The organism is Luteimonas fraxinea (genome assembly GCF_021233355.1).
GTDB classification, from domain to species: domain Bacteria; phylum Pseudomonadota; class Gammaproteobacteria; order Xanthomonadales; family Xanthomonadaceae; genus Luteimonas; species Luteimonas fraxinea.
The window spans coordinates 1212172-1224234 of the sequence record NZ_CP089507.1; the positions used below are offsets into that span (position 1 = coordinate 1212172).

At 64.7% G+C, this 12063-nt stretch carries 12 protein-coding genes and 1 tRNA gene; 6 read left to right on the forward strand and 7 right to left on the reverse strand.

Features of this window, described 5'->3' with window-relative positions:
- Window positions 1-230: 230 nt before the first annotated feature.
- Together LU699_RS05450 and LU699_RS05455 are read right to left on the reverse strand one after the other, a co-directional pair.
- Window positions 231-737, reverse strand: coding sequence for a hypothetical protein (locus LU699_RS05450; protein ID WP_232147809.1), 507 nt, complete (start codon window positions 735-737; stop codon window positions 231-233).
- A 65-nt stretch (window positions 738-802) separates the two neighbouring features.
- Window positions 803-1153 (reverse strand): hypothetical protein, encoded by a 351-nt coding sequence (locus LU699_RS05455; RefSeq protein WP_232134168.1) that lies wholly within the window; start codon window positions 1151-1153, stop codon window positions 803-805.
- A gap of 148 nt (window positions 1154-1301) precedes the next feature.
- On the opposite strand from LU699_RS05455, the gene LU699_RS05460 reads away from it, so the two are divergent.
- Window positions 1302-2222 carry an LAPAL motif-containing putative phage structural protein gene (locus LU699_RS05460; protein WP_484497418.1) on the forward strand — a complete coding sequence of 307 codons (921 nt, stop codon included), beginning with the start codon at window positions 1302-1304 and terminating at the stop codon, window positions 2220-2222.
- Between the two features lie 197 nt (window positions 2223-2419).
- Here LU699_RS05460 and LU699_RS05465 read toward each other — a convergent pair whose 3' ends face one another.
- The 5 genes from LU699_RS05465 to LU699_RS05485 all read right to left on the reverse strand — a co-directional run bounded on the left by LU699_RS05465 (window position 2420) and on the right by LU699_RS05485 (window position 7046).
- Window positions 2420-2884, reverse strand: a complete 465-nt coding sequence (locus LU699_RS05465) for a hypothetical protein (protein ID WP_232134166.1) — start codon at window positions 2882-2884, stop codon at window positions 2420-2422.
- A gap of 76 nt (window positions 2885-2960) precedes the next feature.
- A tRNA-Val gene (locus LU699_RS05470) sits at window positions 2961-3024 on the reverse strand.
- Window positions 3019-3801, reverse strand: a complete 783-nt coding sequence (locus LU699_RS05475; protein WP_232134165.1) for a TSCPD domain-containing protein — start codon at window positions 3799-3801, stop codon at window positions 3019-3021. The genes LU699_RS05470 and LU699_RS05475 overlap by 6 nt, the downstream gene beginning before the upstream one ends.
- A 230-nt stretch (window positions 3802-4031) precedes the next feature.
- Complete coding sequence (locus LU699_RS18370) at window positions 4032-4727, reverse strand: hypothetical protein (protein ID WP_327058743.1); 696 nt, start codon at window positions 4725-4727, stop codon at window positions 4032-4034.
- Window positions 4728-4895: 168 nt separating this feature from the next.
- Window positions 4896-7046 (reverse strand): adenosylcobalamin-dependent ribonucleoside-diphosphate reductase, encoded by a 2151-nt coding sequence (locus tag LU699_RS05485; protein ID WP_232134164.1) that lies wholly within the window; start codon window positions 7044-7046, stop codon window positions 4896-4898.
- A 536-nt stretch (window positions 7047-7582) separates the two neighbouring features.
- Between LU699_RS05485 and LU699_RS05490 the strand changes: the two genes are divergently transcribed.
- The 5 genes from LU699_RS05490 to LU699_RS05510 are packed head-to-tail and all read left to right on the forward strand — an operon-like array spanning window position 7583 to window position 11700.
- Complete coding sequence (locus tag LU699_RS05490; protein WP_232147807.1) at window positions 7583-9010, forward strand: Do family serine endopeptidase; 1428 nt, start codon at window positions 7583-7585, stop codon at window positions 9008-9010.
- 59 nt (window positions 9011-9069) lie between these two features.
- Window positions 9070-9426 carry a hypothetical protein gene (locus LU699_RS05495; RefSeq protein WP_232134162.1) on the forward strand — a complete coding sequence of 119 codons (357 nt, stop codon included), beginning with the start codon at window positions 9070-9072 and terminating at the stop codon, window positions 9424-9426.
- A gap of 24 nt (window positions 9427-9450) precedes the next feature.
- On the forward strand, window positions 9451-9966 hold the full coding sequence (locus LU699_RS05500; RefSeq protein WP_425491655.1) for a phage holin family protein: 516 nt from the start codon (window positions 9451-9453) through the stop codon (window positions 9964-9966).
- On the forward strand, window positions 9963-10556 hold the full coding sequence (locus LU699_RS05505; protein ID WP_232134161.1) for a hypothetical protein: 594 nt from the start codon (window positions 9963-9965) through the stop codon (window positions 10554-10556). The genes LU699_RS05500 and LU699_RS05505 overlap by 4 nt, the downstream gene beginning before the upstream one ends.
- Window positions 10557-10578: 22 nt before the next feature.
- The gene (locus LU699_RS05510) at window positions 10579-11700 is read left to right on the forward strand and encodes an AI-2E family transporter (RefSeq protein WP_232134160.1); all 1122 of its coding nucleotides are present in this window, start codon (window positions 10579-10581) and stop codon (window positions 11698-11700) included.
- Window positions 11701-12063 lie beyond the last annotated feature (363 nt).

A 12063-nucleotide genomic window follows, 5' to 3' on the forward strand; every position in this document is an offset into this window, starting at 1 on the left:
CAGCTGCGTAGCGATCCGGACGTCTAGCTGTAGGGCTTGTCCGCGCGCTGAGCGAGCCGAAAAAAACTGAAGCTGACGCGCGGTTCTCCATGGAAACCGCACTCTGACCCCCGGTTCTTCGGGCGGAATCATCGTGCGAAAGATGGGCGCGATCTGATTGATCTGGGCGGCAGCATCGTCATCGGCTAGCTGTCGAACCCACCGAAGGCTGCGCGAGGGTGCGGGGCTGCCTAATGCTCGGGCTCAAGCTGCAGCAGGTCTTTGCATCTCTCTGCGCGCCTCGCCATATCGATGAGGCTGTCCGCCATCGAGCTGAGCCATTGATCATTCAGTCCGTCGTCCACGCGCAGCGCTTTGACGATCAGCCACGCGTTGTTCTGGTCGCTGACAACGGCGTTGACGAGCGTGCCTATTTCGCCAAGCAGATGCAGGTGTGGGCGGAACTGGTCGAATTCTGGAGGCCGCCGGAACAGTGTCTTTGGCGGGCGTCGAGCGCGCCAGGAGTCGTCTCGCATGTTGTCTGCCAGCGCTCGACAGCGGTCGGCGAAAGTGCCGACCGGCTGGCGTAGCGCATGTCGCATTACGTGCCGAAGCGCATCTTGCTGCGCCTTATCGTCGCGGATCTGTGCTTGACGTTGAAAGTACGGAACGGCGATCGCAGCGATCACCGCGCATGCCCCAATGAACAGTGTGGGCAAGTCCGGGCCGCTCGCCCCGATCGTGATATGAGCCCCCATCTCAGCACCTCCGCGCGTGGAGCCGCAGCATGAAGCGCGGCCGCGCCACCGGCAAACCCGCGGCCTTACGGAACAAGCTTCACGATCGCCCAGCCCGCCGCCAGCTCGAAGGCGGCCTGCGGGTCAGCCACCTTGGCGAACGCATCGCCGCTGCTGACCTCGAACATGCCGTCTGCCGCGAGCTGCACACCGGCCAGGACACGAGCGGATTCTGGGCCGACCTGATACGCCTCCCAGAGTGACCGGTCGAAGTAGTCGCCGCGAAGCGGATTGCGCCATCCGCGGTCATTGAAGATCGAATGGCCGAGGGAGGGCATCTCAGCAAGGCCGGCGGGCGGAATCACGCGCGGCTCCTGAGAGCGGCGGAGGGCGGCTTTGGTGGCGTGTCTGGAGTGCATGCCGGGGATCATCCGCATGCGGGTCGCACATGCTGCGATGCAGTTGGACCGCTTCACCAGAGGAGTAGGTCGCGCAGTGGCACTGTACGGCTCTCGCCTGAATCAGTAGGCTCCCGCCGCATCTGATTCCCCGAAACTGCGACGGAGCGCATCTACCGTGGAAGGCATGACCCAGTTCCGGATCACCTACGACGGACCCGCTCTCGCCCGGCACGAGATGGATGCGCGCGAGCTGGCGCCCGCCCTCCTGGCGATGGCTGACTTGTTAGATGCCAGCGTCAAGGCTCTGCACGGTGATAAAGCGAAGGCGAAGATCAACGTCGTTGGGTCTTTCAAGACGGGCAGCTTCAACGTCGATTTCAATACGATGGTCAGCTTGCTGAAAGTCGCTCGCGACATGTTCGCTGGGGACACGGCGACAGCGGTCACCCAAGCTGCGGGAATCCTGACGCTGCTCGGCATCATGGGCAAGAAGGGCTACAACGGTTTGGCGCAGGTGCTGAAGTGGCTGCGCGGCCGGCGTATCACGAGCGTGACCTTGCTCGAGAATGGCCGTGCGGTGATCTTAGTGGATGCGGACCGATTGGAGGTTGAACTTCAGGTACTCGCATTGCTGCGCGACGTTGCAGTGCGAGAAGCGTTTCACGAAGTACTCGCACCGCTTGAGCGGCCTGGTATCGATTCGTTCGCGGCAGGATCCGACGTGGATTTCTCCGTCGTGATCTACGATTCCGAACGGGCCTACTTTTCACCCCCCGCCGGCGAAGACGAGCTGATCCTTGAGGATGAGCGAAAGATGGCGTTTTCGATTGTCTCCTTGGCGTTCAAGGATGACAACAAATGGCGGTTGTCCGATGGCAACTCCACCATCTCCGCGAAGATCACTGACGCCGATTTTCTGGCGGAGGTAAACACCAGTGAGCGTTCTTTCAGCAAGGGCGATGTGCTGGTGTGCCGGGTCAAAGTTACGCAGTGGCAATCGGAGTCAGGTGCGAAAACAGACTACGAAGTGATCGAGGTTCTAGAGCATCGCAAGGGTGCAAGACAGATCAGCATTCCGGGCCTCGACGGGCGCACGGAGCGCTAGTCGAAAGGCAACAGTGTGCGCTGGGACTAGACCTGCGAAGCAACTGGGACAGCGTGAAGCTGCGGCGCGCGCATCAGGCGGGCCTAGCGCCCTCTCGTCGCGCGTATTCCTCAGAAGGGATCCCCACCACAAGCGCTGCGCAAGGGAATCAGCTTCCTTCAGGGCCGGCAGCGGTTTGGGTCAGCTCTGGAAACCCATCACTCGATAGCGGCAGCGGCGTTGAATCCCGTCTGAGACAGCCTGTAGGTGCCGCGGAAGTTGCCGCTTATGTGGTAGTTCACTAGCTGTTGTCCGTACAGAGAGTGCAGCGCGGCCTTGATCTGGAGCGGCGTGTATTGCCCGTCTCGGGAAAGCTCGCCCGTGATGGAATCTTCGTCGAGCTCTGCTGTCGCTCTCGACAAGAAGATCAGCACGATCTGCTCCGCTGGACTAAAGCGAGTTGCCAAAGGTGCGGGAGCTACGCGGTTGACGCTGGTCGCGCTCCAGAGGCGATATCCGAGGTAAGCGGCAGCGCCGATTGCAGAGATGAGCGACCAAGCGGGAACGGGCGCCGTCAGGCTCGAGATAGCCGCCGGGAAGACTGTCGGGAAGTAGGTGTCGACCAGCTTGCCCAGGATCAGGGCACCGAAAGTCGGTACAATCCAAACGAAGAACCTGCGCATGTCGCGTCCCTGCACTTAGCCTGCTTACGAAGATGCCGGCACGAGGCCGGCATCGCGGAAAACGCTAGTTTCACGGTGGGCGGTACAGGGATTGAACCTGTGACCCTTGCCGTGTGAAAGCAAAGGCCTGGACCTCACCCACACTTCGAATACCCACAATTCAAACACGTCGCGCACCCGTCCATCAGCACCAGCGCCTTCGTACTGCACTTGTGGCACATGGTTGCGGACGGCGGGAAGCTCGCGCCGTCGCCGGTGATTTCGATGTCTTCGGGGTGATCGTCGGCACTGCTGGGCGCGCGCGGCGCGCTGCTTACGTCACTGTTTTTTTTTGAGCCTTCGCGCTGGGCGATCTGCTTGCGCTTCTCGGCGATCAGGGCTTTCTGTGCCTCACTCATTTCCGGGTCGTGCATCATCCCGATGGACTTCAGATGGTCCTCGACGATCATGCCGAGCTCGGCGACCAGCGATGGCATGTACACGCCACCGGCCTTGAAGTAGCCGCCCTTCGGGTCGAACACGGCGCGCATTTCCTCGACGAGGAAGGTCACGTCGCCGCCCTTGCGGAACACGGCGGACATGATGCGCGTCAGCGCGACGATCCACTGGAAGTGGTCCATCGACTTGGAGTTGATGAAGATCTCGAACGGGCGACGCTGCTCGTGCTCGGAGCCGGCGTTGAGCACGATGTCGTTGATCGTCACGTACATGGCGTGTTCGACCAGCGGGGATTTGATCTTGTAGGTGCTGCCGATCAGGACGTCCGGGCGCTCGATGCGCTCGTGCATGTGGATGACATCGGCCTTGGGCAGTTCCGCCTCGACGATCTCGCGCGGGACGGACGTGCCCTCGACGGGCTTGTCTTCCGGTTTGACGACGGCGTATCCGGTGATCTTGCGGTCGATCTTGACGGCCATGGCGGGTGTCCTGGGTGGGGCTGTGCTGGTGTTTTGGTGTGCGCGGGTTTGGGACTCGGCGGGCTGCGGCCCTCACCCCAACCCCTCTCCCAGAGGGAGAGGGGCTTTGAAGCTGGGTGGGTGGAGATCGGGATGTCGTCCTTCCCTCACCCCAACCCCTCTCCCGGAGGGAGAGGGGCTTTAAAGCGACCGCGCGCTCTTATCGAGAGCGCGGCTTTGAAGCGGGTGGATCAGGCCTTCTTCGACGCGCGCTTGGTGGCGCCCTTCTTGGCGGCGACCGAACGCTTGGCGGTCTTGACGGTCTTCTTGGCGACGCCCTTGCGGGCGGCGACGCTGCGCTTGGCGGTCGCGGTCTTGGCGGCGGCCTTCTTGGCGACCTTCTTCACCGCTTTCTTGACGGTCTTCTTGGTCGCGTTGACCTTGCGGGTGGCCGCGGCCTTCTTGGCGGCGGTCTTGCGGGTCGCCGACTTCTTGGTGGCGGCCTTCTTCGCCGGTGCCTTCTTGGCGACCGACTTCTTGGCGACTGCCTTCTTGGCCGGAGCCTTCTTCGCGGTGGCCTTCTTCGCAGTCGTCTTCTTGGCGGTCTTCTTGGTGGCCTTCTTCGCGGTGGTCTTGCCGGCGCCCTTGCGCTTGAGCGCGGCGATCTCGGACGACGCGGCGGTCTTGGCAGCGGCCAGCTTCTTCTTCACCGCGGTCACGCGCTTGCTCACGGCCTTGCTCGCCGTTTCGGCACGCTTGGTCGCGGCCTTGCGCACCTTGGTGACGCGCTTGGTGACGGTCTTCTCTGCATCCTGCGCGCTCTTCTTCGCGGATTTCGCGACAGCGTTCGCGCGCTTTTTGACTTCTGCGACGATTTCCTTCGCCTTCTCGGCGACGTCTTCGGCGGCGTGCGTCAGGGTGTCTGCAACCCCGTTTCCGTTACTCATTATCGGTGTCCTCGTCAGTGATCTTTCACGGAGCACTTCGTCCGCGGCGGAAATGTAGCGCGAAGCCGGTGCACAGGGGAGCAGCAATTGCGGTTACGACGGTGATGCGACTGCAAAGCGTGTTGCCGTTTCTGCGCCGGCGTTGCCGCCGACGCGTCGCGGCACTGCTCAGAACTTGCCGTAATACCCTTCCTTCAGCGCGTCGAACAGATTGGCGGCGGTATGCATTTCGCCGTCGTATTCGATCTGTTCGTTGCCCGCGACCTCCAGCACTTCGCCGCCTTCCAGCTCGAAGCGATAGGTGGTGGCAGCGAGATCCGCTTCCTTGACCAGCACGCCCTGGAACGCGGCGGGGTTGAAGCGGAACGTGGTGCAGCCCTTGAGGCCCTGCTGGTGCGCGTAGCGGTAGATGTCTTTGAAATCCTCGTACGGGTAATCCGTCGGGACGTTCGCGGTCTTGGAGATCGAGCTGTCCACCCAGATCTGCGCGGCGGCCTGCACGTCGACATGCGCCTTGGGGGTGATGTCGTCGGCAGCGATGAAGTAATCCGGCAGCTGCGCGTCGGGTTCGTCCGAATACGGCATGGCCTTCGGATTGACGAGTTCGCGGTAGGCCAGCAGCTCGAACGAGAAGACGTCCACCTTCTCTTTGGACTTCTTGCCTTCGCGGATCACGTTGCGGCTGTAGTGATGCGCGAACGACGGCTCGATGCCGTTGGAGGCGTTGTTGGCCAGCGACAGCGAGATGGTGCCCGTCGGCGCGATCGAGCTGTGGTGGGTGAAGCGCGCGCCGGCCTCGGCCAGTTGGTCGACGAGATCGGGCGCGACCTCGGCGATCTTCTGCATGTAGCGCGAGTACTTGGCGTGCAGCACCTTGCCGGGAATTTCCTGGCCGAGCTTCCAGCCGTCCTTCGCCATTTCCGGGCGCTTGCGCAGCATGGCGGCGGTAACTTCGAAGCGCTCTTCCATGATCGGCGCCGGGCCTTTTTCCTGCGCCAGGGTCAGACCCGTTTCCCAGCCGGCGACGGCCATCTCGCGCGCGATCCGCTCGGTGAACTCGCAGGAATCTGGCTCGCCGTACTTCATCTGCAGCATGGTCACGGTGCTGCCGAGACCGAGGAAGCCCATGCCGTGGCGACGCTTGCGCATGATCTCGTCGCGTTGCTTCTGCAGCGGCAAGCCGTTGACCTCGACCACGTTGTCGAGCATGCGGGTGAACACACGCACGACTTCCTTGTATTCCTCCCAGTCGAAGCGCGCGCGCTCGGTGAAGGGCTCGCGCACGAACTTGGTGAGGTTGACCGAACCGAGCAGGCAAGCGCCGTAAGGCGGCAGCGGCTGCTCGCCGCAGGGATTGGTCGCGCGGATGGTCTCGCACCACCAGTTGTTGTTCATCTCGTTGACGCGGTCGATGAGGATGAAACCCGGCTCGGCGTAGTCGTACGTCGAGACCATGATCATGTCCCACAGATGCCGCGCGCGGACCTTGCCGTAGACCTTGCAGGCGACGAGGCCGTCGTCGCGGGACACGTAGCCCTTGGTCTGCGGCCATTCGCGCCAGATCACCTGCTCGACATCGGCAAGATCGAAATCGCCGGCTTCCTTCTCGTTGATCGGAAACACCAGCGGCCAGTCGGCGTCGGTGTCGACCGCTTCCATGAAACCGTCGGTAATCAGCAGCGAGAGATTGAACTGGCGCAGGCGACCGTCTTCGCGCTTGGCGCGGATGAAATCGCGCACGTCGGGATGGCTGACGTCGAAGGTACCCATCTGCGCGCCGCGGCGACCGCCGGCGGAACTGACGGTGAAACACATCTTGTCGTAGATATCCATGAAGGACATCGGGCCGGAGGTGTACGCGCCGGCGCCGGCGACGAACGCGCCCTTGGGCCGCAGCGTGGAGAACTCGTAGCCGATGCCGCAACCGGCCTTCAGCGTGAGACCGGCCTCATGGACCTTCTCGAGGATGCCGTCCATCGAATCGACGATCGTGCCCGACACGGTGCAGTTGATCGTGCTGGTCGCGGGCTTGTGTTCGAGCGCGCCGGCGTTGGAGGTGATGCGGCCGGCGGGAATCGCACCGCGGCGCAGCGCCCACAGGAAGCGCTCGTGCCAGTGGCGCTGCTTCTCGACGGTGGTCTCGGCTTCGGCGAGCGCTTTCGCCACGCGCTGGTAGGTGCCGTCGATGTCGGCATCCACGGCCACGCCCTGCTTGGTCTTGAGGCGGTACTTCTTGTCCCAGATGTCGTCCGACGCGGGCTGCATCGGAATTTCGGGACCGGGATCGGACTTCACCGCCGCGAGGCGAACCGTGCTCATGCTGCTGTGCGCTCCTGGAATCGCGCCGGTGTGGACCGGTCGCCTGTCGTGTACGTGTTGCGGACGCGAGCGGACCGTCGGCGCATCAGGCGCCGTCGATCCGTGCGGAATTCAAAAGAATGATGCGGGTGCAGGCACAGGGCCGGTTGCGGCCTGGGGCCGTCTTCTCCGTGACGTTCGAACCCATCGCGTGCATCCCCTTTGCTGCGAAGTGTCGCTGACCGTTGAAAGCCCCACGTGTTGGGAATTTCCAACGCCGACACCCAATATGTAGTGGCGGCGACGGGGGTCCACGCTACGCCCGGACTCCGACCGGTGTCAACCGGAAATCCCGGCGACCGGCGATTGTCGGCAGGACCTATGACAGATGTCGCCGGCGGCATTCGGGCGCATCATCTGAATGCGGCTTTCAACACCGATTCAAATGCTGCGGGCCACACTGCTGGCCCCGCGGACGGTACTTCGAGGCCGTCTTCGACCCGTTTTCCACGCTCCGGCGTCGATCATCCCGACCCACTGCCGACAGGGGACGCTCCATGCGCGCCAAGACCACACTTCTCGCCCTGACCTGCGCCGCCGCGTTCGGTGGCTTCGCCGCGACCGCGATCCGCGACGTGGTGCAGCAACCCGCGGGTGCGACGCCGGCGACAGTTGCCGCAGTGCCGACGATGGCCGCCTTGCCGGCCGCGGTCGACGGCGCGCCGCTGCCCTCGCTGGCACCGATGCTCAAGACGGTGACGCCATCGGTGGTGTCTGTGCACGCCAAGCAGCGCGTGCGCGTGAGCCCGTTCGGCAACGACCCCTTCTTCCGCCGCATGTTTCCGGAACTCGACCAGGAGCGGATGAACGAGTCGCTGGGCTCGGGCGTCATCGTCGATGCGCAGCAGGGCTACGTGCTGACCAACCACCACGTGATCGAAGGCGCGGACGACGTGTCGGTGACGCTGGCCGACGGCCGCACGGTGGAAGCGGAGTTCATCGGTTCGGATGTCGACACCGATGTCGCGTTGATGCGGATCAAGGCCGACAACCTCACCGCGATTCCGCTCGCGCAGGATGCGAACCTGCAGGTCGGCGATTTCGTCGTCGCCGTGGGCAATCCGTTCGGCTTCGGGCAGACGGTGACCTCCGGGATCATTTCAGCGGTCGGCCGCAGCAACGTGCCGGGCGTGGGTTTCCAGAACTTCATCCAGACCGATGCGTCGATCAATCCGGGCAACTCCGGCGGCGCGCTGGTGAATCTGCGCGGCCAGCTGGTGGGCATCAATACCGCGAGCTTTAACACGCAGGGAAGCATGGCCGGCAACATCGGGCTGGGCTTTGCGATTCCGATCGGCCTGGCCCGCAACGTGATGATGCAACTGGCGACGACCGGCAGTGTGCAGCGCGGCACGCTGGGCATCGACACGCAGACGGTGGATGCGCGCATCGCGCAGGGCCTTGGACTCGATACGCCACGCGGCGCGGTGATCACGCGCGTGTACGGCGGTTCGCCTGCAGCGCGCGCGGGCCTGCGCACCGGCGACGTGGTGGTGGCCGCGAACGGCGAGCGCATCGACAACAGCGAATCGCTGCGCAACTTCCAGGGCCTGCAGGCACTCGATACGCCGGTGACGCTGGACGTGTTGCGCGACGGCCGCACGGTGAAGATCGAGACACGTCTGACCGCGTTGCCGCGCGATGGCGCGAGTGTCGATGCGCGTCTGGCCGGCGCGATGTTCGCCGACCTGCCCGAAGCGCTGCGTCGCCAGAACCAGCGCGCCGGCGGCGTGCTGGTGGAAACGGTGGAACCCGGCAGCCGCGCATTCCAGAGCGGCCTGCGCAATGGCGATCTGATCCTCGCGGCGAACAGCGGCCAGTTCCGCGATCTCGCAGGTTTCCGCGACTCGCTCGCTGACCGTCCGGCCGATCTCGTGCTGCGCATTTCACGTCGCGGACGCATCGTCGACGTGATCATGCGTTGACCCAATCCCCACGTGCCGCGCGCTCTGCGTGGCACCGTCCAACTGACAGGAGCACGACCATGAGCCCCACTTCGACCGACGCGGTGAAGACCCATCTTGGCGAGGCAGGTTCGCACCTTGCCCAGGCCGCCCGCGATGCAGGCGCCGCGGTCAAGAACGCCGCGAGCGTGGCCGGTGACGAGCTCAAGCTCGGCCGCGCGACCGTGAAGTCCGACCTCGCCGATTCCGCGATTGCCGGCGTCGCCGCATTCGAGGAAGGTGGCACCGCCGCCAAGGAACAGTACGACGTGCTGCTCGACAAGGGCCGCGATCTGGTCGAGAGCGCTGCGGATCTGATCCGCGAGCGTCCGATCGCCGCATTCGGCACCGCGTTCGCGGCCGGCTGGATCATCGCCAAGCTCGCGCGCAGCAAGTAAGCGCGGCGTTTCGTGACCGAGCGCGTGACCGGGGAAGACCCGCGCGAGGAACCCGCCGGCAGCGCACATCGTGCGCCCGGCGAAGCACCACACCTCGACGAAAGCATCCGCCGCATCCGTGCGGCGGCCACTGAGACCTTCAGCTCCGGCCTCGACAGCGGCCGCGCCCTGCGCAAGCTGGTCGCGGCCGATATGGCCTTGTCGCGCAGTGCCCTCGGGCGTGCGCTGGCATGGTCGGCCGTGTCCGTGGTGTTCGGCGCATCGGCGTGGCTGCTGGCGATGGGCGCCGCGATTGCATTGCTGCAGTCCTGGGGTCTGTCGTGGCTGGCGTCGATTTCGATCTCCACGTTGATCAGCCTGGTCGTCACCGCGATCGCCGCCTGGCGTGTCTCGGTGTTCTTCGACTACGCCGGCATGCATGCCACGCGTCGCCAGCTGTCGCGCCTCGGCATGTTCTCCGAGGCCGGACACGGCGATGACGACGACGAGGACGAGACGTCCCTGACCACGTCCGCATCCGACAAGGCGAAGGCGTCATGAATTTCGAAGGCCTCAAGAATCGCGTCGAACGTGCCGAGACGCTGGTCGACGGTCGCGTGGTGCAGACCACCGACCGCTACCGCGCATTGAGCACGAGCTGGCGTGAAGCCTGGACCCCGCCGCGCATTCTCATCGCCGGTCTGGTGATGGGCTTCGCGACCGGTCATCTGGAACCGCGCCGTGCGTTGACCAAGCTCGGCAAGCTGGGTGGCCCGAAGTCGATCCAGTTGCTCAGTGCGTTGTCGGGCTTGCTGACCTCGGTGCAGGCCACTGTCGCCGCAGCGACCGCGGAGAAAGCGGCCGAGACCGCCGACGACGCTGCGCAGACGGCCGATGCCGCCGCGGACAACGTGGCGGCGAAGACGGACGGCACTGCGGACACGCAGGCAGCGGCTGCGGCAGGTGCTGCCGCGGCGGCGCAGGTCGTGTCCGCTGGCGGCACCCAGACCCAGCGCACGACGCAGCCGGGCACCACGCCGGACGCGGCCACTTCTGTGCCGCGCACGGATCGTGGTCGACCCGATCCGGTGTTATCGGAGCAACCGCGTCCCGCCGAAGCGGCGACCGAGTTGTCGGAATCCGGGCGCTGAGCGCCCGATTGCCTGACCGCCGATGAGCACACCCATCAGTCCCCCGCCGGAGGACGACGCGCCGTTGCCTGTGCCGACTCCGGTCACGCCGCGCCCGCGCGCGTCGACCGCGATCATCGTGCTGGCGACGCTCGCCGTGCTGGCGACGCTGTGGGCGGCGCAGACGGTGATCCTGCCGATCCTGCTCGCGGTGTTCTTCGCGCTGGTGGGCAATCCGGTGTTGCGTGCGCTGCGCCGGCTGTGGATTCCACGTTTCCTCGGCGCGCTGCTGGTGCTGAGCCTCGGCATCGCCGGCGCCGGCGCACTCGGCCTGCAGCTCTACGGCCCGGCCAGCGAATGGGTGCAGCAGGCACCGAAAACCTTGCGCACGCTCTCGCCGCGCCTCAAGGCGATGACGCAGCCGGTGCACCAGGCCAGCCAGGCCGCCGAATCCTTCGCACGCGCCACGGAGGATCGCCCGCAGCGCCGCGTGCAGCTCGTGCAGATCCAGGACAACAGCTCGTGGCGCACGATCGTCGCGACGCCGAAGATGCTGGCGTCGGTGCTCGCCGTCGTGCTGCTGACGTTCTTCTTCATGGTCTACGGCGAGAACCTGCAGAAGAACGCGATCGCGATGCTGCCCGATCGCCAGCGGCGCAAGCTCACCGTCGACATCATGCAATCCATCGAACGCGAGATCTCGCGTTACGTGCTGACGATTTCGATCATCAATACCCTGCTCGGCGCGGTGTTCGCCGGCGTGCTGGTGTGGATGAAGCTGCCGCTGCAGGACGCTCTGCTGTGGGGCACCGTCGTCGCACTGCTGAACTTCGCGCCGTACGTCGGCCCGCTGATCGGCGTGCTGCTGATGCTGCTGATGGGCTTCGTCAGCTACGAAGGCACCTGGCCGAACGCGGCCTGGGCGCCGGTGATTCCGGCAGCGGTATACCTGTTGCTGCACACGATCGAAGGCCAGTTCGTCACCCCGATCGTGCTCGGCCGCCGCATGGCGATCTCGCCGTTGATGCTGATCCTCGCGCTGATGCTGTTCGGCTGGATGTGGGGCATCGTCGGCCTGCTGCTGGCGGTGCCATTGATCGTCTGCGTGAAGCTGGTGCTGGCGCGCGTGGAAGGCTTCGAGGGATGGGCGCGGTTGCTGGCTTGAAGCCCGAAGCATCCTCGCAGGATGGGTAGAGCGCAGCGAAACCCATCGCCTCGGCAGCGAACAAACTCCATTTCAGCCGTCGAGCGCGAGCGTAACTGCCCATTGACGTTCACCTCACGCACAGCGCCGATGGGTTTCGCTGCGCTCTACCTCTCTTACTGGCCTGTCTGATCCAGCTTTTTCGACTCGTGTCATTGGGGTGGCTTCGCCGCTCACACTGCACGGGTGCGCAGCGACCGGGAGATATGAACTCGGATGCGTGTGCTGAAAAACGGGTTTGATCTTCATGTCGGGCCGACCTCGCGAGGAACCATCGCCCTCACCCGCCGCGCTACGCGCGTCGACCTCTCCCATAGGGAGACG

Excerpts from the sequence above, each read along its gene's own strand:
- LU699_RS05450 (WP_232147809.1), bottom strand. The coding sequence starts at position 737 with ATGGGGGCTCATATCACGATCGGGGCGAGCGGCCCGGACTTGCCCACA.
- LU699_RS05455 (WP_232134168.1), bottom strand. The coding sequence starts at position 1,153 with ATGCGGATGATCCCCGGCATGCACTCCAGACACGCCACCAAAGCCGCC.
- LU699_RS05460 (WP_484497418.1), top strand. The coding sequence starts at position 1,302 with ATGACCCAGTTCCGGATCACCTACGACGGACCCGCTCTCGCCCGGCAC.
- LU699_RS05465 (WP_232134166.1), bottom strand. The coding sequence starts at position 2,884 with ATGCGCAGGTTCTTCGTTTGGATTGTACCGACTTTCGGTGCCCTGATC.
- LU699_RS05475 (WP_232134165.1), bottom strand. The coding sequence starts at position 3,801 with ATGGCCGTCAAGATCGACCGCAAGATCACCGGATACGCCGTCGTCAAA.
- LU699_RS18370 (WP_327058743.1), bottom strand. The coding sequence starts at position 4,727 with ATGAGTAACGGAAACGGGGTTGCAGACACCCTGACGCACGCCGCCGAA.
- LU699_RS05485 (WP_232134164.1), bottom strand. The coding sequence starts at position 7,046 with ATGAGCACGGTTCGCCTCGCGGCGGTGAAGTCCGATCCCGGTCCCGAA.
- LU699_RS05490 (WP_232147807.1), top strand. The coding sequence starts at position 7,583 with ATGCGCGCCAAGACCACACTTCTCGCCCTGACCTGCGCCGCCGCGTTC.
- LU699_RS05495 (WP_232134162.1), top strand. The coding sequence starts at position 9,070 with ATGAGCCCCACTTCGACCGACGCGGTGAAGACCCATCTTGGCGAGGCA.
- LU699_RS05505 (WP_232134161.1), top strand. The coding sequence starts at position 9,963 with ATGAATTTCGAAGGCCTCAAGAATCGCGTCGAACGTGCCGAGACGCTG.
- LU699_RS05510 (WP_232134160.1), top strand. The coding sequence starts at position 10,579 with ATGAGCACACCCATCAGTCCCCCGCCGGAGGACGACGCGCCGTTGCCT.